The organism is Streptomyces sp. NPDC041200, from assembly GCF_055591805.1.
Genome location: NZ_JBVIZF010000006.1, coordinates 57,049 through 80,823, shown reverse-complemented (window position 1 = coordinate 80,823; position 23,775 = coordinate 57,049). Strand labels below are relative to the sequence as shown.

The window sequence follows — 23,775 nt, the reverse complement described above, 5'->3', positions numbered from 1 at the left end:
AGAAGGGGAGGGGAGGGACAGCTCCGGTCGGTCACGGCAGCCTGCTCATGGCCGTGACGTCCCGGGGGACGATCCGGAAGCTCTGCCAGTGCGTGGGCATCGGGTCCTCGTCCTCGTCCCGGGGCACGTGGTGGTAGTCGACGTTGACCCAGGCGACCGGGTCGGTCATCTTCTCGCCGTTGGTGTACTTGTCCACCGAGGCGGCACAGCCCTTCGCGGTGTTGCCGTAGGCCAGCCGCTCGCACTCCCGGTACTGCGAGAAGTACACGTCGTGGTGCGTGAACTTCTCGGTGTCGCCCGGGCCCCGGTACTGGTCGCTGTCGCCGTTGTCGATCTCCCAGGACATGGGGTGGCCGTCGTCGTTCTCGGCCTTCGGGTTCACCACCCGCCAGAAGCGGGCGGGCGCCAGGTCCGCGCCCGTCTCCTTGGACAGGACGGTGCGCTTCGTGGTGCGCTTGGGCGTGCCGCTGCCCTCGAAGTCGTACTGCTCGACGACGTTCTGCGACTGGCCGTTCACATCGAAGTCCAGCCGCCAGAAGATGTTGTGCGAGTGGTTCTCGCTGAACCGGGTGGAGCCCACGCCGGTCGGCCAGCCGCTGGTCGCGTCGGAGAACGCGAACGGCGAGAGGGAGCCGGTGGCGCCCGCGCGCGGGGTGATGGCACCGTCGTCGGAGAAGTGCCACTCCATGATGTAGTCGTACCAGCCGATCTCGGACACGGAGAACACGGTCAGATCGGTCCCGTGCCGTACGGCCTTCTCCACCGCGCTCTTGTACGCGAACGGCCGCGGCTGCTCCTGACTGCACATCACGGGGGTGTCCTGGTAGTTCCAGAGCTTGCCCGTGGGACAGTCGTCCTTCGACAGCTTGGTGAGCGTTCCCTGCCCGAGGTCGCCGAAGCCGATGGCAGAGACGTCGTAGAAGCGCGGCTGGCCGCTGTCATACGGCACATGTACCTCGGCGAGCGATGCCTTCTTGAGCACGCGGGTCGGGGTACCCCGGTTGGGCGTGTACGTCACATCGCTCAGCTCCACACCGGTGCTGCGGTCGATGTTCCAGCACATCTGCCAGCGGGCGCCGTTCTTGAGCGTCTGGTCGATGCGGTCGGCCTTGGGGCAGGACGGCCCCGCCGCGGCCTTCCGGGGAGCGGCGGACGCCGGACCCGGCACCCACAGCGTCAGCAGGCCCACCACGGCCATGAGCACACGGGCACGCCGAAATGAACTGAACACGAACGAAGCTCCCCTCACAGGCCGATGACGGCGGTACGCCCGGCCGAGAGATCGATGACGATCCTGCTGGTGTCGATCCACTTGCCGCCCGGTACGCGCACGAAGAGCTGTACGCACCGGTGGGCGCCGCACCGCGACACCTGCTCGGCGCCCTTGACGCCCTCGGCACGGGACGCGAGGAACGACAGGCCCTGGATTTTCAGCTGCGAGGGCGAGGTCAGCCGCTTCTTCGTCTCCGCCTGGTAGGCGGCGCGCATCCCGTCACCGAGACGGCGGTCGGCAAGGATGATCTTCACTGCCTGCCGGACCTCGGCCAGGGTGGGCGCCGGCTGGACCTCGTGCTGCCGGGCCGAGCGGAGGACCTTTCCGGAGCGCAGGTCGACGACCCGGGTGATCAGGCTGTCGGAGGCGTAGTCGTAGAGCTGGACCTCGGCCTCGCTGTCCGGACCGGAGGCCGCCGTCTTGGCGCGCGGCGGACGGCGGGTCTCCAGCACCTCGGCGCCGGATCCGCCCGCGGCGTTCTTCTCCCCGTCCTGGGTGGTCTTCCTGTCGCCCTTGTCGCCCTTGGTGTTCTTCCCGCCCTGGGGTGTGGGCTGCCGCTCGGTGGCGGCCGCGACGGCGATCCGGGACGCCTCCCGGGTCTCCTCCGAGGTCAGCGGCCCGGTGTGCGAGGCGACGTTGGCCGCCGGTTGCGACTGGCCGGGCGCGGGTGATCCGGTCGCCTTCAGTGCCACCAGCCCCCCGCCGGTCAGCACCGCCGCCAGGCCCACGGCCGCGGATATGCGCCATCCCCGTTTCCGGTGGCCTGTCCCGTCGGCCGAACCGTCCCCAGTGGCGTTGATCGTCATCACCCAGCCGTTCCCGTTGTCGGTCAAGTGAGCCCCGGGCAGGGCTCCGTGACAGCACCGGCAGGCATCAAGGGGTGTGACCGCTGGGGCGAGTTCGCCGTCTCATCCGGCTGATTCGCATGAATCGAGACGCTTCTTCACGTTTCTACGCCCAGCGCGCGCATCCCCCCCGGACTCTGCGCTGTCCACTGTCGGCTCACGTTTTCACCCCTCCGGGCGCGGTAACAGTCGCATTTGTAATGAAGACACCGTGAGAAACGCATGTGCCGGCGGGCAGCTTTTCGCCGAGTACCACGGTTTCAGGGGTGGGACGCGTGACATCCGGGGAATGCTGGGGGAGTCCCGGCGGCCGCAAAGTGTCCGCGAGCAAAGCCGGTTGGCGGAGTGTCTGCCATCATGCTCACATGAGCCATTTGATCACCATTCGCTGTGACATCTGTGGCGCCACTTGTACATCCGACGCGGCCGACAGTGTGAGCGCGGCACGAGCCGCCATGGTCCCGCTGAGCTGGGCCAGGACGCTCCGGGATGGCCAGGTGATCGATGTGTGCTCCGCGTGCCGCGTACGGGAAAAGGTGCCGGAAACGCTGGACCGGGAGGCCGGTTGCTCATGCGAGGGCGGCGAACTCTTCGACATTCTGGGACACGACAGATTCGGGCATCGGCTGGCCAACACCTTGCTGCGGGCCGGTGTCGACAGTATCGAACGGTTGTCCAGTCTCTCCGCCCGGCAGTTGCGCGATCTGGACGGAATCGGAGCCGCGAGCGCACGGCGCGCACTCAGCTGTCTCCGCGCCGAACCGGGCGGTTAGCGACGCCCTCGAACATTTCATCGGAACTGGAGTTCGGGGAGTGAGAAATCGGCCAAATGATCGATCCGTGTCCGTGCCCATGACCCGTACACCGACTGCCGAGAGGTGAACGTGAACTTATTCCCCGCCGCCGCGTCCTCCAGCACCCCCATGTACACCAGCCAGCGGCACCGCGTGCTCTGGGTCGTGGCCGTGGTGTTCTCCGCCGGGCTGCTGGCGCCGCCGCTGTTCCTCGGCGCCGCCCGCAAGGGGATCGTGCGGCACACCGTCCCCGCCGTCTACGCGGCGCTCATCTACCCCATCGCGCTGGGCAGGCAGTGGCTGCCCAACCCGGGCGACTGGATCTCCTGGGCGCTCGCCGCGGTGGTGCTCACCGCGGCGGCCCACGCCGCCCTCCTGGCGACCTCCCGCGAAGGAGCCGCGGCGTAGGGTGGCCGGATGCAGGAGCAGTACCGGACGGTCGCGCGCGAGGGCGTGCACGAGGTCGAGATCAACAAGTCCCGCTTCCTCTGCACGCTCGCGCCCGCCGCGACCGAGCAGGAGGCCCAGGAGGTCATCCAGCGGATCCGCAAGGAACACCCCACCGCCAACCACAACTGCTTCGCCTACGTCATCGGCGCCGACGGCGACGTACAGAAGGCGGGCGACGACGGGGAGCCGGGCGGCACCGCGGGCGTACCGATGCTGCAGATGCTGCTGCGCCGGGAGGCGCGGTACGTGGTGGCCGTGGTCACCCGCTACTTCGGCGGGGTGAAGCTCGGCGCGGGCGGGCTGATCCGCGCGTACGGCGGCGCGGTCGGCGAGGCGCTGGACGCGCTGGGCACCGTCACCCGTCGGCGGTTCCGGCTGGCCACGATCACCATCGACCACCAGCGGGCCGGAAAGCTGGAGAACGATCTGCGCGCGACGGGCCGGGTGGTACGGAACGTCCGGTACGCGGAGGCGGTGACCATCGAGGTGGGACTGCCCGAGGGGGACGTGGCGGCCTTCCGCGGCTGGCTGGCGGACACCACGGCGGGGGTGGCCGGTCTGGAACTCGGCGGCGAGGCCTACGAAGAGGCCCCCTAGAGACCGACGAGGAAGCCCCCTCGCGGAAGCCGGTCCGGAGCTAGACCGGGGCCCGGGCGGCGGCGGTGGGCTCCGGGACGGGTTTGCGGCGCAGATGCATTCTGGCCGGGCGCCCCGGACCACCGGACTTGACCGGGGAGGGCAGCCGGACCGCGGCGTCCAGCCCGCCACCGGGGGCCGCGTGCAGCGTGGCCTCACCGCCGCTGGCGTGGGCCAGCCGCTGGACCAGCGAGAGACCGAGGCCGGTGCCGCCCTTGGGGGAGTCGGGCGCCCGCCAGAAGCGGTCGAAGGCCCGGCGGCGCTGTTCGGCGGTCATGCCCGGACCCTGGTCGATGACGTGCACCTCGACCCAGGTCGGGCGGCCGTCCCGGTGCAGATGGCGGCGGTCCGGCGCGGCGTGGCGCAGGTCGAGGGTGACGGTGCTGCCCAGCGGCGAGGAACGCAGCGCGTTGGAGAGCAGGTTGTCCAGGATCTGCTCGACGGCCCCGGGCACCGCGAGGGCGTGCCCGACCGGGGCGCCGCGCAGGACGAGCTGGGCGTGGTGCTTCTGGAACAGCGGGGTCCAGGTGCTCAGCCGCTCGTTGCACAGCTCGTCCAGGTCGACCGGCTCCGGCGTCACGGCGCCCTCCTCCATCCGGGCCATCGCCAGCAGCCCCCCGACCATGCGGGCCAGCCGGTCCGTCTCGGTGGTCGCGGCGGTGAGCTGGGGGCGGGCGTGGTCGGGGACGTCGGATTCCATGTTGTCCAGGCGCAGCCGCAGCGCCGCGAGCGGCGTCTTGAGCTGGTGGGACGCCTCGGCCGCGAACGCGCGCTGGGCCTCCAGCAGATGGGCCAGCCGCGCGGCGGTCTGGTTGAAGGTGGCCGCCAGGCTGCGTACCTCCGGCGGTCCCGAGGTCACCGGGGCGGGCGTGGGGGCCTTGCCGTCGGCCAGCCGGTGCGCGAAGCGCTCCAGTTCCACGATGGGACGGCTGGTCCAGCGGGCGAAGACCAGTGCCACCACGGCGGCGCCGGTCAGGATCGCGAGCCCGGCCAGGGCCAGCAGCAGCCACGCCCGGTGCACCTTGGAGTGCACCGCGTCGGTGGGAACGATGAGCCGGACCGCACCCTGGAGCTGGTTTCCGTGGACCACGGGAAGGGCGACGGAGAGATAGCTGACGCCGCCGATGGTGGAGGTCCGTACGTCGACCGCGTCACGGCCGCCCAGCGCCGCCGCGATCTCGGGCCGGGACGTCACGTCCCGCGCCTGGTCGGCGGGGAGCGGATGGGAGGCGGCGAGCACTGCGCCGTCCGCGCCCACGATGAGCACCTCACCGCCGATGCGCTCGGCGCAGTGGATGACCCGGGTCGGAAGCTCACGCTCCTCCCGGCCCGCCATGATGGACAGGGAGGTGTACGCGGACACCGACTCGGCCTCGTCCTCGGCCGCGGAGATGACCCGCTCCTTCTCGGACCGGCTGTAGATGTAGCCGAGCGGGATCTCGAAGCACAGCAGGACCAGGACGGCGAGGCTCAGATAGCCGAGCAGCAGACGACGGGTCACGGCCGGGCGGCCTCCGGGACTCCGGTGTGCACGGCGAGCCGGAAGCCGACGCCGCGCAGGGTCTGGATCCAGGCCGGATCGCCGAGCTTGCGGCGCAGGGTGGCGACGTGCACGTCCAGGGTCTTGGTCGGCCCGTGGAAGTGCGGATCCCACACCCGGTCGAGGATCTGCTGACGCGAGTACACGGCGCCGGGGTCCTCGGTGAGCAGGGCCAGCAGCTCGAACTCCTTCGGCGTGAGGGCCACCGGGCTGCCGCCCACCCACACCTGCCGGGTCCTGCGGTCCACGATCAGCGGCTCCTGGCCCTCCAGCGTCTGGTGCGTGGCCGCTGCCGGGGCCGGGGTCCGGACGGGTGCCGGCCCCGGTTCGAAGACCGGCGGGGGAGGAGCGACGGTGGGCGCGGCCGCCCCGGAGGCGGTGAGCGCGCTCTCGGCGCGCTGGGTGCGGCGGGTCACGGCGCGGATGCGGGCGATCAGCTCCCGCATGCTGAATGGTTTCGCCAAGTAGTCGTCCGCTCCCAGTTCCAGCCCGAGTACCCGGTCGGCCTCCTCACCGCGCGCGGTGAGCATGATGATGGGTACGTCGGAGACCTGTCGGATGCCGCGGCAGACGTCGATGCCGTCCATGTCCGGCAGCCCCAGGTCGAGCAGAACGATGTCCCCGTACGGCCCTTCCAGCCCGGCGGTACCCGTACCGACATGACTGGCGGTCAGCCCGTATCGCCGTAACCCCTCGACGAGGGGCTCGGCGATCGTCTCGTCGTCCTCGATCAGCAGTGCTCGTACGGTCATGGGTCCTGTCTACCGCAGCGCCGGATGCGCGTCCCGGTTTTTGTAATGTTGCGAGTGCGGTCCCGAATATTGGGGAAGAACTTGCCATGCTCTAGTGCTCGTTTAGCCCTCGCCTGACATGCGCCTCCCTACGGTGAATGGCATCTGGTGGCAATCACCCGTCAGGGAGGCATGATGCAGACTCTGCTCGAACACGCCCGCTCGTTCCGGCGCCGGGCCGATTTCGACAGCGGCGAATACCAGAAACTCGCCGACGGGCAATCCCCACAAGCCCTGTTCATCACCTGCTCGGATTCCCGTGTCATTCCGGCGCTCATCACGGGGGCCCGGCCCGGGGAGATATTTGAGCTGCGCAACGCGGGGAACATCGTTCCGCCGCACGGCAAGCACGTGGTGTCGGGCGAGGTCGCCACCATCGAATACGCGCTGGAGGTGCTGGGCGTCCGGGACGTCATTGTCTGCGGCCATTCGCACTGCGGCGCGATGGGGGCGCTGGCTTCCGGGGCGGACCTGTCCCAGATGCCCGGGGTCGGCGCCTGGCTCGACGTCGCCCGGCCGGGACTGGCCCCGAAGCTCGGCTCCGCGGAAGGGGAGCCGAGCGTGACGGAATTGGCCCAGCTGAATGTCCGTAATCAGCTCGACACCCTCAAGGAATACCCGGCCGCCCGGCGCCGCCTGGAGAATGGTCAATTGCGGCTGCACGGCTGGTTCTACCAGGTCGACAGTGCCGAGCTGTGGGAACTCGAAGCGGACGGCGATTTCCGGGTGCACCCATGACGACCGGACGCCATGCCCGGGGCCGGGCGCCCACCGAAGCGGCCGGGCCGCCGCTTCACGTCGACGATTGGCCCGCCCATAACGATGCCCAAACCGGCGCCCATACCGGTGCCTACGCCGCCGCCCCCGCCCATACCCCCGCATACGCCCCGGGCGACGGAAACGGTCCGGCAACGCAAACCTTCGAGCCGTTAAAAGGGATGGTTAAGACTCCCGGTGGCGGGGCCGGTGCTGGCCCCGTCACCGGGGCGGGACCCGGCCCCCGAGCGGGCGCCGGTGCGGGGGCCGGTACGGAGGGCGGCACCGGGCGCGGCCCCAAGGGCGGCTCCAAGGGCGGCCCCTTCGCCGGGGCCAACCTCGGCACCGAGATCAGCGCCTCGCTCGTCGTCTTCCTGGTGGCCCTGCCCCTGTGCATCGGCGTCGCCGTCGCCTCGGGCGCCCCCGCCGAACTCGGCATCATCACCGGTGTGATCGGCGGCCTCGTCGTCGGCATGACCCCGGGCAGCACCCTCCAGGTGAGCGGGCCCGCCGCCGGGCTCGCCGCGCTCGTCGCCGAGACGGTGGAGGCGCAGGGCATCTCCATGCTCGGCGTGATCGTGCTGGGCTCCGGAATCCTGCAGATCGTGCTGGGGCTGGTCCGCCTCGGCCGGATGTTCCAGGCCACCTCCGTCGCCGTCGTGCAGGGCATGCTCGCCGGGATCGGCCTGCCGCTGATGTTCAGCCAGGCGTATCCACTCGCCGACAACGCGGCCCCCGGTACGGCCATCGAGAACATGCTCGGCGTCCCCGGGCTCGTCGCCGACACCCTGGCGAAACCGCAGGCGGCCATCGCGGCCGGGCTCGGGATCGCCACGGTCGTCCTCAGCTTCGTCTGGAAGAAGGTGCCGGGGCCGCTCAGCAAGGTCCCCGCCGCGTTGGTCGCCGTCGGCATCGGCATCGGTGTCGCCGCGCTCCCCGGCGTCGACGTGAAGACGCTCCAGGTCGGCAATCTGCTGGCGTCCATCCAGGTCCCGGGCCCCGAACAGTTCGCCGGGCTCGCCGACCCCGCGATCCTCACCGCCATCGTCACCTTCACCGTCATCGCCTCGGCGGAGAGCCTGTTCACGGCCGCCGCCGTCGACCGGATGCACGACGGCAAGCGCACCCAGTACAACAGCGAGCTGATCGCGCAGGGCGCGGGCAACACCCTCTGCGGCTTCCTCGGCTCGCTCCCCATGACCGCCGTCGTCGCCCGCAGCTCGGCCAACGTCCAGTCCGGCGCCAAGACCCGGCTCTCCCGTACGCTGCACGGCCTGTGGCTGCTGGCCTTCGCGCTGCTGCTGCCGGGCGTGCTCGCCCTGATCCCGATCTCGGTGCTGGCCGGCGTCCTCGTCCACAGCGGCTGGAAGCTGCTCGCCCCCGAGCAGTTCCCGAAGATGTGGCACCAGGACCGCGGCGAGTTCTTCGTGATGCTCGCCACCACGCTCGCCATCGTCGCCACCGCACTGCTCGAAGGGGTGCTGATCGGGCTCGCGGCCGGGATCGTGCTGGCCGCGCTGCGGATGTCGCAGACCTCCGTCGAGCACTCCGTCGAGGGCGACACCGCCAAGGTCATCATGAAGGGCAACGCCACCTTCCTGCGGCTGCCGAAGCTCATCGACGCGCTCGAAGCCGTCGGCGCCGCCGGGACGGAGCGGATCCGGCTCGACCTGATGGGCGTCACCCATCTGGACCACGCCTGCCGCAACCAGGTCGAGGAGTTCGTCACACAGAAGCGGGCCACCCCCGGTGTGCGGGTGGAACTGCTGATGCCGAACGAGCTGAACGCGCCCAAGGCGGCCAGGGAGCCGGACCCCGCGCCCGAACCGATGGCCGACGCGGCCGCCGGTCCCGGGCCCACCGCCGAGTGGTACTACCTCGACCCGCGCCCGGTGGACGGCCACCAGGAGGGCCACTACCCCGGCTCTCACGACGGCTACGACACGGGCTACGGCACCAGCGTCGGCGCGGGCTACGGCACCGGCAACGCCACCGGCTACCCCGAGGGCGTCGACCTCTTCGACGACCACCGGTGGGGCGAGACGCTCAGGTAACACAGGTACACACGGGTACAAAAGCGAGGTCCGTGCGGACCCGGGCACCGATCGCGGTTAACGTGGTCGGTGCCCGTAGCGCTGATCCGGTACGGGCGCGTTGCTGATCACCGGGGTGGAGGAAGGACAAGCGTGCGGGTCGGAGTCGATCGTTGAGAATTCTGCACACCTCCGACTGGCACCTCGGGCGGTCCTTCCACCGCGTCAGCCTGCTCGCGGCGCAGCAAGAGTTCCTCGACCACCTCGTGGCGACCGTGCGGGAGCGGGAGGTGGACGCCGTCCTCGTCGCGGGGGACGTGTACGACCGGGCCGTACCGCCGCTGGCCGCGGTCGAACTCTTCGACGACGCGCTGCACCGGCTCGCCGGCCTCGGCGTGCCGACCGTCATGATCTCCGGCAACCATGACTCACCGCGGCGGCTGGGCGTCGGCGCCGGGCTCATCGAGCGGGCCGGGATCCATCTGCGCACCGACCCCGCCGGGTGCGGCACCCCCGTCGTCCTCGCCGACCGCCACGGCGACGTGGCCTTCTACGGGCTGCCGTACCTCGAACCCCGTCTCGTGCGCGAGGAGTTGGGCGCGCCCGACGCCGGGCACCCGGCCGTCCTCGGCGCCGCCATGGACCGGGTGCGCGCCGACCTCGCCGCCCGGCCGCCCGGCACCCGGTCCGTCGTCCTCGCGCACGCCTTCGTCACCGGCGGCGCGGTCAGCGACAGCGAACGGGACATCACGGTCGGCGGCGTCGCCTCCGTCCCTGCCGAGGTCTTCGACGGCGTCGACTACGTGGCGCTCGGGCATCTGCACGGCTGTCAGACCCTCACCGAGCGCGTCCGCTACTCGGGCTCGCCGCTCGCGTACTCCTTCTCCGAGGCCGCGCACCGCAAGTCGATGTGGCTCGTAGACCTGGATGCGGAGGGGGCTCTCGGCGCCGCCGAGCGTGTCGACTGCCCCGTACCGCGCCCGCTGGCCCGCCTCCGGGGGCGGCTGGACGACCTGCTCGCCGACCCGGACCTCGTCCGGCACGAGTCGGCCTGGGTCGAGGCCACGCTGACCGACCCGGTGCGTCCGTACGAGCCGATGGCCCGGCTCGCGGCGCGCTTCCCGCACGTCCTCACCCTGGTGTTCGACCCGGAGCGGCCGCCCGAGGACCCGCTCGCCTCCTACGCGCAGAGGCTGCGCGGCCGCACCGACCGGGAGATCGCCGAGGACTTCGTGGCCCACGTACGGGGCGGGCGGGGTCCCGACGCGGGGGAATCCGTGCTGCTCGGCGACGCCCTCGAAACCGTCCGCGTGGAGGGGGAGGACGACCCGCGATGAGGCTCCACCGGCTGACCGTCACCGCCTTCGGTCCCTTCGGGGCCACGCAGCGGGTCGACTTCGACGACCTGTCCGCCGCCGGGCTCTTCCTGCTGCACGGGCCCACCGGCGCGGGCAAGACGTCCGTCCTCGACGCCGTCTGCTACGGCCTGTACGGGCAGGTCCCCGGCGCCCGGCAGGGCAGCGGCCTCTCCCTGCGCAGCGACCACGCCGACCCGCTGACCCCGACCGAGGTCGTCCTCGAACTCACCGTCGGCGGACGGCGCCTGGAGATCACCCGGCGGCCCGAGCAGCCCCGGCCCAAGAAGCGGGGCACCGGCGTGACCCGTGAGAAGGCGCAGAGCACGCTGCGCGCCTACGACGCCGACTCCCGCACCTGGAAGGCGCTCAGCCGCTCGCACCAGGAGATCGGCGCGGAGGTCGAACAGCTGCTGGGCATGAGCCGGGATCAGTTCTGCCAGGTGGTGCTGTTGCCGCAGGGCGACTTCGCCCGTTTCCTCCGCGCGGACGAACCGGCCCGGGCCAAGCTGCTGGGGCGACTCTTCGACACCAGCCGCTTCGCCGCCGTCGAGGAACGCCTCGCCGAGCTGCGGCGGGCCGCCGAGAAGCGCGTCCTCGGCGGCGACGAACGGCTCCTCGCCCTCGCTCACCGCATGGCGCAGGCCGCGGGCCGCTCCGCCGAACTGGACGCCCACCCGCTGCCGGACGTCACCGCCGGGGAACCGGGCCTGGCCGCAGCCGTCCTGGAGTGGGCCGCCATCGCCCGCGCGGGCGCGCGCGAACGGCGCGACATCACCGCCTCCGCGCTGCGCGGCGCCGAAGCCGTGCACGAGGCCGCCCGTCGCGCGGCCGACGCGGAGAGCGAGCGCGACGCGCTCCAGCGCCGCCACGCCGAAGCGCGGCGCCGAGCGGACGACCTGGAGCTGCGCCGGGCCGAACGCGACCGGCTGCACGCCCTGTTGGACCGAGCCCGCGCTGCCGACGCCGTGACCCCCGCCCTGGACCTGCGCGCCACCGCCGCCGACGCCCACCACCGCGCGGCCGCCGCCGAACGCCAGGCCCGCACCCACCTGTCCACCGACCCGGCCCTGGACACCCTGGCCTCCGTCCCGGCCCCGCGCCCATCCGCCGAGCCCGACGCGGACGGCCGCCCTGGCCCGCCTGAGCAAGCGGGGCCCGGGGACGAGCACGGCGCGGGTGGCGCGCCGCACGCGCGCGGGTACGTCGCCGAGCGCGAGGGTGACGGTCGGCCGCTTGCCGAGGCAGGGCCCGTGCCCCCGGAGCCGGGTGCCGCGGAACAGGTGTCTGGCGACAGGTCGTCGGCCGGGCATGGACCCGCCGCCGGGCAGGCGGGGCCCGAGGCCGCCGAGGCGGGCGGGGTGCCGCACGGGCGCGCGACTTCGCCGTCCGGCGATCGGCGTGCCCACAGCGCCGTGGCCCCTGCCCTCGGTGGGGAAGGCGCGGCAAGAGCGCGCGGGTACGTCGCCGAGCGGGACGGCGACAACGGGTCGTTTGCCGAGGCGGGTGGTGCGGTGCCGCACGCGCGCGGTGCTGGGGCGCCCGGTGACGTGGCGCCGGACGACCGGGCTGCCGCGCGCGGCGGGCGAGGTGCCGGGGCGCAGCGGGTGTCCGGCGACGGAGTGTCGGCCGGTCCCGCCGGGGACGGGACCACCGCCGGGCGGGCGGGACCGGAGGCTGCCGGGGCGGGTGGCTATCGGGGCACTGCTCCGGCGCCTGGCGGGGAGAGCGCGACCCAGCCGCACGGGCACGCCGCGGGCGGCCACGGCGGGGCGCTCGCCGAGGCCGGGGTTGAGCGGCTGGCTCGGGCAGAGCAGTGGGTACGGGGGGAATTGGGGGCGCTTGCGGCGGCTCGGCGGGGCGAGGCCCGGGTACGGGCCGTGGTCGCCGAGATCGCTGAGCTGGACCGCGAGGCGCTGGCCGATGACGAGGCCGTCGAGGAGGCCGCCGAATGGCTCGCCGGGTGGGAGCCCGCGCGCCTCGCCCATCAGGCGCGTATCGAGGCCGCTCACGAGGCCGCCACCCGGGCCGAACAGCTCAGCGCGCGCCTTGAGCCCGCCGAGCGGCGGCTCGACGCCGCCCGCGAGCGCGACCGCCTCGCCGCCCAGGCGGAGCGGGCGCGGGAGGAGCTGTTGCGGTGCCGGGAGCGGGCGGGGGCCGCCCGGGAGGACTGGCTGGACCTCAAGGACCGGAGGCTGCGCGGGATCGCCGCCGAGCTGGCGGCCGGGCTGCGCCCCGGCGAGCCGTGCGCGGTGTGCGGGGGCTGTGAGCACCCGAGCCCGGCGCGCCCCGGGGCCGGGCATGTGGACCGTACGGCGGAGGAGGCCGCGCTGGAGGCGTACCAGCGGGCCGAGGCGGGCCGGGAGGAGGCCGAGAGCCGGTCGCAGCGGCTGAAGGAGGCGCTGGCGGGCGCGGAGGCCGGGGCGGACGGCGGCGCGGTGGACGAACTGGACCGCGCCCTGGCCGAGTTGCGCACCGCGTACGCCGGGGCCCGCGCCGCGGCCGCCGACGGGCGCGACGCCCGCGCGGCCCTCGACCGGGCCGAGGGCGAGCACACCCGGCGGCTGGCCCAGCGGCAGGAGGCCGAGCGGCGCTCGGCGGCCCGTACGTCGCACCGCGAGGCGCTGGCCCGGGAGCGGACCGCGCTGCTGGCCGAGCTGGAGGAGGCCCGCGGCGGGGACGCCACGGTGGCCGAGCGCGCGGCGCGGCTGGAGCGGCAGGCCGCGCTGCTGGCGCGGACGGCCGAGGCGGTACGCGACGCCGAGGCCGCCGCGCGGCGGCTCAAGGAGGCCGACGCGCATCTCGCCGACGCCGCCTACCGCGCGGGCTTCGACACGCCGGAGGCGGCGGCCGCCGCCGTACTCCCCGCCGACCGGCGGCGCGAGGCGCAGCACCGCCTGGACGCGTGGCAGACCGAGGCGGCGGCCGTCGCGGCCGAGCTGGCCGATCCGCGGCTCGCCGCCGCGGCGCAGGCGCCGCCCGCCGACCTCGCCGCGGCCCGGGCCGCCGCCGACGCGGCCACCCGCGCCCTGCGCGACGCCTCGGCGGCCGACGCGGCGGCCCGTACCCGCTGCCAGGACCTGGACGGGCTCTCCGCGCGGGCCGTCGCGGACGCGCGCACGCTCGCCCCGCTGCGCGAGGAGTACGACCGCGTCGCCCGCCTCGCCACCCTCGCCGCCGGCACCTCCGCCGACAACGAGCGGCGGATGCGGCTGGAGGCGTACGTACTGGCCGCGCGGCTGGAACAGGTCGCGGCCGCGGCCAGCGAGCGGCTGCGGCACATGTCCTCCGGGCGCTACACCCTGGTGCACTCCGACGCCCGGGCGGGCGGCCGCGGCCGCTCCGGGCTCGGGCTGCACGTCATCGACGCCTGGACCGGCCGCGAGCGCGACACCGCCACCCTCTCCGGCGGCGAGACGTTCTTCGCCTCCCTCTCCCTCGCGCTCGGGCTCGCCGACGTCGTCACGGACGAGGCGGGTGGCGTCCGGCTCGACACGCTCTTCATCGACGAGGGCTTCGGCAGCCTGGACGAACAGACCCTCGACGAGGTGCTGGACGTCCTGGACTCGCTGCGCGAACGGGACCGTACGGTCGGCATCGTCAGCCACGTCGCGGATCTGCGCCAGCGGATCCCGGCGCGGCTGGAGGTGGTGAAGGGGCGCGAGGGCTCGGCGGTGCGCCACCGCACCGCCACCGCCGCCCTGGGGTGAGGTGCCTCAGGCGCGGGTCGCGGCGCGCCGGTAGACGTACAGGTCGCCGCGGTCCGCCGTGCGCGCGAAGTCCGCGCGGACCAGCACCCGCTGGGAGGGGATGTTCCACGGCTCGGTGGTCGCGATGACGGTACGGACCTCCTCCCGCTCCGCCGCCCACTCCATCAGCAGCCGCAGCGCACCGGTCGCCCAGCCCGCGCCGCGCGCGGAGTGGGACAGGTCGTAGCCGACCTCCACCTCGAACTCGCCGGGCGCGGGCGGGCCGTGGAAGCCGATGCTGCCGAGGGCGACGTCGTCCTCCGCGCGCAGGATGGCGTAGGTGCCCCAGGGGGACTGGTAGTACCCCGCCGCCGCCGCGCGCGCGGTCATTCCGGCGGCACCGATGGACGCGTCGCCGGGGACCCCGTCGATCCAGTCCAGATCGCCGGGCTTGCCGTCGGCCACGACGGCCGCGTCCCCGGGCGTGTGCTCGCGCAGCGTCATCCGGTCGTTCCGCACTACGAACCGGCCGTTCTCGTGCGCCTGCTGGTACGCCACCTGGGGCCCTTCCTCGCCGGGGCCGCGGCGAGGTGCGCGCGGCCCAGCGAGACTGTACTCGGCCGGGCGCCGTGGCATGGTCCTAGCGGGCGGCGGCCGTGGTGAGGGCGGTGAACAGGGGCTTGGCATCGGTGGTCCGCGGCAGGCCGCTGACCTGGGCGTCTCCCGCCTCCACCACGCGCCAGCGGCCGTCCTCGCGCAGGCGAGCTCCGTGGTCATGAAGCGGCAGGCCAGCTGGCGGACGGCCGGGGCCACCTCGGACAGGTCCGGGTCGGGGGTCAGGCCGGGCGTGTCGGGGTGGGGGCCTAGGGGGGTGTCTTGCCGATCATGCCGGGCTCCCGACGCCTGGCACGGCACCTCGCGGCCCCGCGCTCGTCGCACGCAGCGCCTCCCCCAGCTACCGCTGGGAGGTGCCCCCTGCGCTCTCCTCACGCGGGTTGCGATGCTCCCCCGGCTACCGCTGGGAGGTGCCCCTGCACCAGACGCCGCTCGCTGATCCGGCCTGATCGACAAGACACCCCCTCGGGCCGGTTCGCCGTCGAGCCACCAGACCCGGGCCTCGCCCACCGGCCGGTACGGCTCGTACGCGCGCAGCACCACGCCCCCGGTGAGGTAGTCGCCCTGCAGCTCCACGAAGCGGGCGACCACCGAGGCCAGCCGGGCGGTGTCGGCGAGGTCGGGGACGTAACACGCCTCGGACCACTCGTGTTTGCGGGACCTGACCAGTCCTTCACCACCGCAGGACCCGCCCCGCCGAGCCGCGCGGCCAGCCGCGCCAGCGCGTCCGGCTCCACCGCCCGGCCGGGCGGCAGCGGCAGCCAGGCGCTGCGCCGGGTCAGCGGGACGAAGACGTCGTACCAGCCGGGGAGTTCATGCGCGGTGCGGTACCGCTCGGGCGAGGTGAGCGGGGTGTGGCCGCGGTCGGCGAGGGCTGCGGACAGTTCGGCGTACCGCCCGGCGGGCAGCATCCAGCCGCGGTACCAGACGGGACCGGCGCCGCGCTCGCCCCGGGCCACCGCCCACCGCGCCCGGCGCGTCCCCGGCGATCAGGGCCTCGTGGTCGACGGGCGCGACCGCCGCCCCGGTGGCGCGCACGGTCCGGGCCTCCTCCGCGAACTCGGGGTCGACGCGGCGCGGTGCCAGCGGATCGCGGGAGAAGAGGAAGACGGGACGCATGAGACGGACCCTGGAAAGCGGGGCGGCCGGGGCACAACACGATTGCGGATACCGTCCGGCCGCCCCCTTTGGGCCGTCAGAGCGCGGACAGCTCCGCCACCAGGTCGTCCAGTCCCAGCGACCCCTGGGACAGGGCCGCCATGTGCCACTTCTTGGCGTCGAAGGCGTCGCCGTGCGCCTTACGGGCCGCCTCCCGCCCGGTCAGCCAGGCCCGCTCGCCCAGCTTGTAGCCGATGGCCTGGCCCGGCATGCCCAGGTAGCGCACCAGCTCGCTGTCGAGGAACTCCGCGGGGCGGCCGCAGTGCTGCCCGAAGAACTCCCGCGCCAGCTCCGGCGTCCAGCGCTCACCGGGGTGGAAGGGCGAGTGGCCGGGGATCTCCAGCTCCAGGTGCATGCCGATGTCGACGATCACCCGCAGCGCCCGCATCATCTGCGCGTCGAGGTAGCCGAGCCGCCGCTCCGGGTCGGTCAGATAGCCCAGCTCGTCCATCAGCCGCTCCGCGTACAGCGCCCAGCCCTCGGCGTTGGCGCTGACCATGCCGACCGTGGCCTGGTAGCGGGAGAGCCGGTCGGCGACATGGGCCCACTGGGCGAGCTGCAGATGGTGGCCGGGGACACCCTCGTGGTACCAGGTCGAGACCAGGTCGTAGACGGGGAAGCGGGTCTCGCCCATGGTGGGCAGCCAGGTGCGGCCCGGGCGGGAGAAGTCCACCGACGGCTGGGTGTAGTACGGGGCGGCCGCACTCCCGGGCGGGGCGATCATCGACTCGACCCGCTTGACCCGCTCGGCGAGGTCGAAGTGGGTGCCGTCCAGCTGCTCGATGGCCTCGTCCATCAGCTCCTGCAGCCAGACCCGGGTCTCCTCGACGCCCTCGATGTGCGCGCCGTGCTCGTCGAGGTGGCGCAGCGCCTCCCACGGGGTGGAACCGGGCAGGATCTTCTCCGCCTCGGTGCGCATCTCGGCGTGGATGCGGTGGTATTCGGCCCAGCCGTACGCGTACGCCTCGTCCAGGTCCAGGTCGGTGCCGTTCCACATGCGGGACCAGCGCTGGTAGCGCTCGCGCCCCACCACCTCCGGGGCGCCCTCGACGCCCGGGCCGTAGACGTCTCGCAGCCAGTCGCGGAGGGCGGCCAGCGCCTCGGTGGCCGCGGCCGCCGCCTCGTCCAGCTCGGTGCGCAGCGCGTCCGGCCCCTCGGCGGTGAAGTCGGCGAACCAGCCGCCGTCGGTGCCGATCCACTCCTCCAGCTGGCCGAGGACCGTGGCCACCTGCCGCGGCCCCGCGGGCAGCTCGCGCCGCAGCCCCTCGGCGAGCGAGGCGCGATAGCCCTCCAGCGCGCCGGGCACGGTACGCAGCCGGGCCGCGATCGCCGACCAGTCGTCGTCGGTGGCGGTCGGCATCACGGTGAAGACGCTGCGCACCGAGTGCAGCGGGGAGTGCAGATTGCTGACCGCGCGCAGCGGCTCATGGGCCTCGTGCACGGCGAGTTCGGCGGTCAGCCGCTCCCGCAGCAGCCGTCCGCAGCGCCGCTCGGCGTCGCTGTCCGCGCCGGGCCGCGCCTCGGCCTCGGCCAGCCGCTCCAGGGTGGTGCGCGCCAGCTCGGCGGCGGCCTCGGCGCCCGTGGGGGAGAAGTCGGGCAGACGGCGTGCGCTCTCGGGAACGCCCAGGAAGGTGCCGGTGATCGGATCGAGTTCGATGAGGGCGTCGACATAGGCGTCGGCGACCTGTCGGGGCAGCGGAGCGTTCTTGGAATCGGACATGGGGCCATCCTCGTACGGCCGGGGGCGCGTCGTCATCAGCGTAGGCATGTCACGCGCCCGCGCGGCCGGGACGCGGCCGGGGACCCGCGCCTGGCCCCGGCCGGCCACGTGGCGACGGGCCCCGGCCGTCCGCTCAGCCGCCGGTCTGCGGGGCAGGGGCAGGGGCCGGGGCGGGGACCTGCGCGGGGTCGAGCTGGGCGGTGATCACGAGCGTGCCCTGCTCGATCTGGTAGTCCAGCGGCAGCCCGAGCCCGCGCATCGCCGCGACCATCCCGGTGTTGGCCGACCGGGTGACCGCGTACACGCATCCGCTGCCCGTCTCGACGGCCATCGCGACCAGCCGCCGCAGCAGCTCCCCGCCGATGCCGCGCCGCTGCCACGCGTCCTCGACGATCAGCGCGACCTCGGTCTCGTCCCCGTCCCACAGCAGATGGCCGAGGGCGACCAGCCGTCCGGAGGCGGTGTACGCGGCGAGGGTGCGGCCGAAGCGCGGGCTGAGCAGATGGTCCAGATAGCGGTCGGCGTCGCCGACCGGGCCGTGGTAGCGCCCGCCGAGCGTGGCGGGTGAGCAGCGCTCGTGCATCGCGCGGGCCGCCTCCAGGTCCCGGGTGTCGGCCCGGCGTACGGTGACCTCGTTGCCCTCGGGCAGCGTCAGCACATCGCGGCGGTGCGGCAGCCGAGGGCCGAGCCGGGCGTCCAGCTCGACCAGCGCGCGGGCGCGCGCGAACTCGGTCGGGGTGAACGGCAGATGCGGCCGCTCGATGATGAGCGCCCCGCCGGACGGGTCCCGCAGCCGCATCACCGTCTCCTCCAGCACCCCCTCGACCGGCGGCGCGTCGGCCAGCGGGCGGCCGCCGAGCGAGGTGGCCGGAAGCGAGTGGAGGGTGCAGCGGCCGAGCAACTGGCGCAGTGCCAGCGGCAGTTCGGCGCCGTCCAGCGCGGTACGGGTCGCCAGCGTCAGTACCCGGGTCGGCGCGTCCACCAGATCGTGGGCGTCGGCGCGCTCGATCCAGGTGTCGCTGCCGCCCCCGGCGGCGATCGCGCGCTTCAGCTCGTCGACGGGTACGGCGGCGGGGGCGCGCAGCAGGAACTCGTCCACGGTCCCGTCGGCCAGCGGATGGGTCTGCAGCGACAGGATGTCGACCCGGTGACCGGCCAGCGCCCCGCACAGCGAGGCCAGGGTGCCGGGCTCGTCCCGTACGGTCGTCCGTATGCGCCACAGCGCGGTGGCGGTGTCTTCCTGCGGGGAGTTCTCCGGGGTGCCCGCGGCCTCGGCCGCATCGGTCCGCATGTCGTCCGCGGGCTCCGGTGAGGATTCCGGCACCGGCGGGGCGTGGCCGTGTAGTCGGCGCCACCAGGTGGGCAGCCGCCAGCCGTCGCGGAGCCGGGTGGGGCGGTGGTCGGATGTCGCTCGAGGAGTCATGGAAAACAGCCTCGCGCAAGGGTGTTGCGTGATCACAAACGCTCTGTGACCTATGGGTTAAGTGTGCATCTGCTCGGAGAAGCTCATTTTGTCCGATACTAAAGGGTCACGAAATCAACGGGAGGCGGATTTCGCGGTCCCGCCCGCCAGCCGCCGCAGCACCCGCCCGCAGCGGCGCGCGTACGCCCGCTGGAAGTACGGCACCAGTGGCGCCACCACCCGGGTCAGCCGCACCGCCGGGCGGCTGAACGCCGTGACCGTCAGCCATACCGAGCCGTCCCGCTCCAGGCTCACCACGAACGACTCCTCGCCCCGCTCCGGATGGCCCGGCAGCGTGCCGTACGCGAAGCCGGTCCGCGTCCCGTCCGCCACCGTCCACACCACCGCGCACGGCGCGCGCAGCCGCAGCGGCCCGGCCCCCAGCCCGACCACGACCGTCCGCCCCTCGGCGGCGGGCCCGTCGGCGCGGACCGTGACCCCGACCGCCCGGTGCATCCGCCAGTCCAGCACCGCGCGCCCCGCGGCCGCGAACACCTCGGGCCCCGCCCCGACCCGGGTCCGCACCCGCAGATGGCCGTATCCGGCGGGCAGCGGCCGGCGCCGAGTGGCGCCCACCTCCGGATAGGTGAGGCCGGAGGGCGGAACGGAGGAGGTCATGGGCGGTACGGTACGCGCCCCGGGGAGGCGGTGGAGCGGTCCATGCCTTACAGCTGTGCCAGAGCGGCGTGCGGCAGCATCACGACGTGCCCAACCCGTGCGGACCCTCGCCTGTCCGGCCACGGCGCCTGCCATGATCCCCATCATGGGGATACACATCGCACGAGCCGGGGTGGCCGACTTCCACCAGGTCCTGACTGATCACTCGCGTTACTGGGGCGAACGCGATCTTCGATCACTGCACCTTCTGGCACTGGTGCAGGAGTTCGGTTCCACGTGCTTGGTCGCCCGAGCCGAGGACGGAATCCGTGGGTACATCTTCGGGTTCGTCACCCCGGACGGCACCGGGTATGTGCATCTGATCGCCACCCGGGACGACGCCCGCACCACCGGTCTGGGGCGTCGCCTGTACACGGCGTTCGCTGAGGCAGCGGAACGTCACGGCGCACAGCAGTTGAAGGCGATCACGTCGATCGAGAACACCGGCTCGATCGCCTTCCACCGCAGCCTCGGCTTCGACGCGAAGATCGTCGACGACTACAACGGCCCCGGCCGGCCGATGGCCGTCTTCCACCGAGATCTGCCGCTCAACGTCTCGCGGCCTTAACCGGCCGAGCCCTCGCGACCGCCCGTCGGGGTGCGCGCCCCGGAAGGGGGCGCGCACCGTACTCGCGGGCTCGCGCTACTGGCCGACCAGCCCCGGCTTGAGCGCCTTGGTGTACAGCACCGCGCCGCCCACCTCCAGCAGCCGGACCGTCAGCTCGCCGCTGTCGCCGTCGATCTCCACCTCGCCGTAGAACTGGTAGCCCTCGGCGGGCGAGACGTTCGCCCGGTCCGGCGCCTTGACGAACGGCTGCTCCGGGCCGAACGTGCCGTCCAGCTTCACCGCCGGGAAGGACCCCGCGTTCAGGGGGCCGGTGACGAACTCCCAGAACGGCGCGAAGTCCTTGAACACCGCCCGCGACGGGTCGTAGTGCTGCGCCGAGGTGTAGTGGACATCGGCCGTCAGCCACACCGTGCCGGTGATCTTCTGGTGCTTGATGTGCCGCAGCAGCTCCGCGAGCTGCAGTTCGCGGCCGAGCGGGGCGCCCGGGTCGCCCTGGGCCACCGCCTCGAAGTCGCTCTTCCCGTCCGGGACCACCAGGCCCAGCGGCATGTCGCAGGCGATCACCTTCCACACCGCGCGCGACCGCGACAGCTCCCGCTTCAGCCACGTCAGCTGCTCGGCGCCCAGGATGCCCTGGGTGTCCTCAGGCTGGCGGCCGGGCGAGTTGGCGTCCCGGTACGTACGGCAGTCCAGCACGAAGACGTCGAGCAGCGGGCCGTGGTGCTGGACCCGGTACACCCGGCCGCTCGCGTCCGGCCGCAGCGTGCTGATCGGGAAGTACTCGGCGAACGCCTGCCGGGCGTGGGCCGCCAGCACGTCCACCTTCTTCTCGGTGTAGCGGTCGTCGGCCAGGATCTCGCCCGGGTACCAGTTGTTCAGCACCTCGTGGTCGTCCCACTGGGTGATGGTCGGCACCTCGGCGTGGAACCGGCGCAGGTTGGTGTCCAGCAGGTTGTAGCGGAAGTTGCCGCGGTACTCGTCCAGGGTCTCGGCGACCTTGGACTTCTCCGGCGTCATGAGGTTCCGCCAGGTCGAGCCGTCGGGCAGTTTGACGGTCTCGGTCAGCGGGCCGTCGGCGTAGATGTTGTCGCCGCTGCACAGGAAGAAGTCCGGGTCGCGGCGCCGCATCTCCTCGAAGACGCGGTAGCCGCCCTGGTCCGGGTTGATGCCCCAGCCCTGCCCCGCCAGGTCGCCCGACCAGACGAAGCGCACGCCCTTGCGGCGCTCGGGCACCGTACGGAACGTCCCGTACACCGGCTCGCCGGTGCGGCGCGGGTCCTCCGGGTCGGCGAGCAGCACCCGGTAGTGCACCTGGCTGCCGGACGGCAGACCGTGCAGCGCGGTGCGGCCGGTGAAGTCCGTGCCCGGCCCGACCAGCGGGCCCTGCCAGCGGCGCGGGCGCGCGAAGGACTCCGTGGCGGAGGTCTCCACGATCATCCGGGCGGGCCGGTCGGAGCGCACCCACACCAGGCCCGACGACGACGTCACGTCCCCGGTCTGCACGCCCCACCGGGCGCTCGGGCGGCCCGACAGCGCCTGCGCGGGCGCCGCCGATGCCACCCCCGACGCCGCGGCGGGCAGCGCCAGCGCCGCGGACGCGGCCGCCGACCCCTGCAGTACCGAACGCCGCCCGATCCTTCTGCCGGATTCCCGCGCCATGGTGGAGCCTCCCGTTGCTCGTAGAACAGCTGTGCTGGTCCGTTGCTATCGGTGCGAGATGCCTCATTCCCGAACGCACAGTAAACAGCAGGCTCTTCCGACGAGGCAGGGCTACAACCCGCCCGCCACCCGCAGCACCGCTCCCGTGGTGTACGACGCCTCCGGGGAGAGCAGCCACGCCACCGCGCCCGCGACCTCCTCCGGCTCGCCCGGCCGTCCCATCGGCACCCGGTCGCGGTTCCGCCACGGCCGCTCGGGGTCACCCATCTGGGCATGGATATCGGTCAGCGTCATGCCCGGCTGGACCGAGTTGACCCGGACGCCCTCCGCGGCCAGTTCCTTCGACAGGCCCACCGTCATCGCGTCCACGGCCGCCTTGCTGGCCGCGTAGTGCACGTACTCCCCGGGGCTGCCGGTCGTCGCCGCGCCGGAGGAGATGTTCACGATGGCGCCGCCCTGGCCGCCGTGCCGGGTGGACATCTCGCGCGCCGCGCGCCGCGCGCACAGCAGGGCGCCGGTCACGTTGACGTCCACGACCCGCCGCATCACCTCGGGCGACGTCTCGGTGAAACGGCCCAACGGCCCGGTGACCCCGGCGTTGTTGACCAGCCCGGTGACCGGGCCCAGCTCCTCCCGCACCGCGTCGAACATCGCCTCGACCTGCTCCGCGACGCTCGTGTCGGCCTGGACGACGGTGGCCCGCACCCCCTCCGCGCGCACCAGTTCCGCGCACCGCTCGGCGGCCTCCCGCGCCTGCTCGTAGCCGATGGCGACGCTGTGCCCGGCGCGCGCCAGCCGCACCGCCACCGCCGCCCCGATCCCACGGCTGCCGCCTGTCACGACCGTGACCTGGTCCATTGCCTCAGCTCCCGCCCCGATGCGTCCCTGATGGAATGATCATGACGATAGCTGATCGTGCATTGGTCTTGACCAAGTGTGCACCCCGCCCTATGGTCACATTGATACTGCAACAAGGTTTAATAAAGAAGCGCGCATAAAGAAGCACGGGACGACTGGGGGAGATCAGGGTGGGGACCACGCAGCTCGACTCGGTGCCGGAGCCGAAGTACTGGCATCTGAAGACCGTGCTCAGCGACGCGCTGGACTCGGAGTTCGCGGTCGGGGAGATCCTGCCCAACGAGCGTGAGCTGGCCGCCCGCTTCGGTGTCGCCCGCGCCACCCTCCGGCAGGCCCTCGAACAGCTGGAGCTGGAGGGCAGGCTGCAGCGCCGCCGTGGGGTCGGGACCACCGTCGCGCCGCCGCGGGTCGGCGTGGCCGTCGGGGACTACACCCACACCTGGACCGAGGCGGGCGACGACGCCTGGGCCTGCGTCGACAGCGTCCAGGCCGTGCCGCCCGCCGCGGTCGTGCGGCTCCTCGACACCGAGCCCGACGCCTCCGTGCACCAGGTGCGGCGCACCCGGGTGAGCCAGGGCCAGCCGCTCGCCGCCGAGCTGCTGTACGTACCGGCCGCGTCCGTTCCCGGTCTCGCCGCCATCGAGACTCCGAGCGGGCTGGCCCGCGCCCGTGCCGTGCTGCGCGAGCTGAGCCGCCTGAAGCTGGAGGGCCGGGAGCAGTCGGTGGAGCTGGGATCGGCGCGAGCGGACGACGCCAAGGAGCTGGACCGGCTGCCCGGGGCCCCCGTCCTCGTGGTGACCACCCGCTACATCACGGAGAACCGCACCGCGGCGGTCGCCGTGGCCACGTACCGCGCCGACACCTGCCGCCTCACCTTCGGCGACCCGAGCGGCGTCGAGCTGCTGGCGGGCTGATC

21 protein-coding genes and 1 pseudogene are annotated in these 23,775 nt (G+C 73.2%); 9 read left to right on the top strand and 13 right to left on the bottom strand.

What is annotated here, in order from left to right; genetic code table 11:
- Positions 1-31 precede the first annotated feature (31 nt).
- Together ACZ6CL_RS17390 and ACZ6CL_RS17385 are read right to left on the bottom strand one after the other, a co-directional pair.
- Positions 32-1,231, bottom strand: coding sequence for a copper amine oxidase (locus tag ACZ6CL_RS17390; RefSeq protein WP_468936969.1), 1,200 nt, complete (start codon positions 1,229-1,231; stop codon positions 32-34).
- 14 nt (positions 1,232-1,245) lie between these two features.
- Entirely contained in the window at positions 1,246-2,106 is an 861-nt protein-coding gene (locus tag ACZ6CL_RS17385; protein WP_468936968.1) for a hypothetical protein, read from the bottom strand.
- A 377-nt stretch (positions 2,107-2,483) separates the two neighbouring features.
- On the opposite strand from ACZ6CL_RS17385, the gene ACZ6CL_RS17380 reads away from it, so the two are divergent.
- From ACZ6CL_RS17380 to ACZ6CL_RS17370, 3 genes are all read left to right on the top strand, one after another.
- Positions 2,484-2,891, top strand: a complete 408-nt coding sequence (locus ACZ6CL_RS17380; RefSeq protein WP_468936967.1) for a helix-hairpin-helix domain-containing protein — start codon at positions 2,484-2,486, stop codon at positions 2,889-2,891.
- Between the two features lie 111 nt (positions 2,892-3,002).
- Positions 3,003-3,320, top strand: a complete 318-nt coding sequence (locus ACZ6CL_RS17375; RefSeq protein WP_468936966.1) for a hypothetical protein — start codon at positions 3,003-3,005, stop codon at positions 3,318-3,320.
- 9 nt (positions 3,321-3,329) lie between these two features.
- Positions 3,330-3,959 carry a YigZ family protein gene (locus tag ACZ6CL_RS17370; protein WP_468936965.1) on the top strand — a complete coding sequence of 210 codons (630 nt, stop codon included), beginning with the start codon at positions 3,330-3,332 and terminating at the stop codon, positions 3,957-3,959.
- Positions 3,960-3,999: 40 nt separating this feature from the next.
- On the opposite strand, the gene ACZ6CL_RS17365 is transcribed toward ACZ6CL_RS17370, so the two are convergent.
- Positions 4,000-5,499: a HAMP domain-containing sensor histidine kinase gene (locus ACZ6CL_RS17365; protein ID WP_468936964.1), complete on the bottom strand. Its 1,500-nt coding sequence runs from the start codon at positions 5,497-5,499 to the stop codon at positions 4,000-4,002.
- Entirely contained in the window at positions 5,496-6,290 is a 795-nt protein-coding gene (locus tag ACZ6CL_RS17360) for a response regulator transcription factor (protein ID WP_468936963.1), read from the bottom strand. Before ACZ6CL_RS17360 ends, ACZ6CL_RS17365 begins: the two co-directional genes overlap by 4 nt.
- Before the next feature lie 174 nt (positions 6,291-6,464).
- On the opposite strand from ACZ6CL_RS17360, the gene ACZ6CL_RS17355 reads away from it, so the two are divergent.
- The 4 genes from ACZ6CL_RS17355 (at position 6,465) to ACZ6CL_RS17340 (ending at position 14,183) form a co-directional block, all read left to right on the top strand.
- The gene (locus ACZ6CL_RS17355; RefSeq protein WP_468937123.1) at positions 6,465-7,067 is read left to right on the top strand and encodes a carbonic anhydrase; all 603 of its coding nucleotides are present in this window, start codon (positions 6,465-6,467) and stop codon (positions 7,065-7,067) included.
- 200 nt (positions 7,068-7,267) lie between these two features.
- The gene (locus ACZ6CL_RS17350; protein ID WP_468936962.1) at positions 7,268-9,139 is read left to right on the top strand and encodes a SulP family inorganic anion transporter; all 1,872 of its coding nucleotides are present in this window, start codon (positions 7,268-7,270) and stop codon (positions 9,137-9,139) included.
- Between the two features lie 152 nt (positions 9,140-9,291).
- Entirely contained in the window at positions 9,292-10,455 is a 1,164-nt protein-coding gene (locus ACZ6CL_RS17345; protein ID WP_468936961.1) for an exonuclease SbcCD subunit D, read from the top strand.
- Positions 10,452-14,183, top strand: coding sequence for an AAA family ATPase (locus ACZ6CL_RS17340; protein WP_468936960.1), 3,732 nt, complete (start codon positions 10,452-10,454; stop codon positions 14,181-14,183). Before ACZ6CL_RS17345 ends, ACZ6CL_RS17340 begins: the two co-directional genes overlap by 4 nt.
- 6 nt (positions 14,184-14,189) lie before the next feature.
- Here the strand turns inward: ACZ6CL_RS17340 and ACZ6CL_RS17335 are convergent, their stop codons facing one another.
- The 7 genes and pseudogenes from ACZ6CL_RS17335 to ACZ6CL_RS17305 all read right to left on the bottom strand — a co-directional run bounded on the left by ACZ6CL_RS17335 (position 14,190) and on the right by ACZ6CL_RS17305 (position 19,735).
- Positions 14,190-14,720 carry a GNAT family N-acetyltransferase gene (locus ACZ6CL_RS17335; protein WP_468936959.1) on the bottom strand — a complete coding sequence of 177 codons (531 nt, stop codon included), beginning with the start codon at positions 14,718-14,720 and terminating at the stop codon, positions 14,190-14,192.
- An 82-nt stretch (positions 14,721-14,802) separates the two neighbouring features.
- Positions 14,803-14,898: a hypothetical protein gene (locus ACZ6CL_RS17330; protein WP_468936958.1), complete on the bottom strand. Its 96-nt coding sequence runs from the start codon at positions 14,896-14,898 to the stop codon at positions 14,803-14,805.
- Between the two features lie 398 nt (positions 14,899-15,296).
- Positions 15,297-15,446: pseudogene (locus ACZ6CL_RS17325) on the bottom strand (ATP-grasp domain-containing protein); the annotation flags it as partial.
- Between the two features lie 144 nt (positions 15,447-15,590).
- Complete coding sequence (locus ACZ6CL_RS17320) at positions 15,591-15,896, bottom strand: hypothetical protein (protein WP_468936957.1); 306 nt, start codon at positions 15,894-15,896, stop codon at positions 15,591-15,593.
- Between the two features lie 76 nt (positions 15,897-15,972).
- Positions 15,973-17,655 carry a DUF885 domain-containing protein gene (locus ACZ6CL_RS17315; RefSeq protein WP_468936956.1) on the bottom strand — a complete coding sequence of 561 codons (1,683 nt, stop codon included), beginning with the start codon at positions 17,653-17,655 and terminating at the stop codon, positions 15,973-15,975.
- Positions 17,656-17,788: 133 nt separating this feature from the next.
- A complete protein-coding gene (locus tag ACZ6CL_RS17310; protein ID WP_468936955.1) occupies positions 17,789-19,078 on the bottom strand; it encodes a GNAT family N-acetyltransferase in 1,290 nt (429 codons plus the stop codon).
- Positions 19,079-19,192: 114 nt separating this feature from the next.
- A complete protein-coding gene (locus ACZ6CL_RS17305; protein ID WP_468936954.1) occupies positions 19,193-19,735 on the bottom strand; it encodes a DUF1990 family protein in 543 nt (180 codons plus the stop codon).
- 133 nt (positions 19,736-19,868) lie between these two features.
- On the opposite strand from ACZ6CL_RS17305, the gene ACZ6CL_RS17300 reads away from it, so the two are divergent.
- On the top strand, positions 19,869-20,342 hold the full coding sequence (locus ACZ6CL_RS17300; protein ID WP_468936953.1) for a GNAT family N-acetyltransferase: 474 nt from the start codon (positions 19,869-19,871) through the stop codon (positions 20,340-20,342).
- Positions 20,343-20,417: 75 nt separating this feature from the next.
- Here ACZ6CL_RS17300 and ACZ6CL_RS17295 read toward each other — a convergent pair whose 3' ends face one another.
- Positions 20,418-22,001, bottom strand: coding sequence for an alkaline phosphatase D family protein (locus ACZ6CL_RS17295; protein ID WP_468936952.1), 1,584 nt, complete (start codon positions 21,999-22,001; stop codon positions 20,418-20,420).
- A gap of 111 nt (positions 22,002-22,112) precedes the next feature.
- Positions 22,113-22,859 carry an SDR family oxidoreductase gene (locus ACZ6CL_RS17290; RefSeq protein ID WP_468936951.1) on the bottom strand — a complete coding sequence of 249 codons (747 nt, stop codon included), beginning with the start codon at positions 22,857-22,859 and terminating at the stop codon, positions 22,113-22,115.
- Between the two features lie 170 nt (positions 22,860-23,029).
- Here ACZ6CL_RS17290 and ACZ6CL_RS17285 point away from each other — a divergent pair, with 170 nt between their 5' ends.
- Positions 23,030-23,773: a GntR family transcriptional regulator gene (locus tag ACZ6CL_RS17285; protein WP_468936950.1), complete on the top strand. Its 744-nt coding sequence runs from the start codon at positions 23,030-23,032 to the stop codon at positions 23,771-23,773.
- The last annotated feature ends 2 nt before the right edge of the window (positions 23,774-23,775 follow it).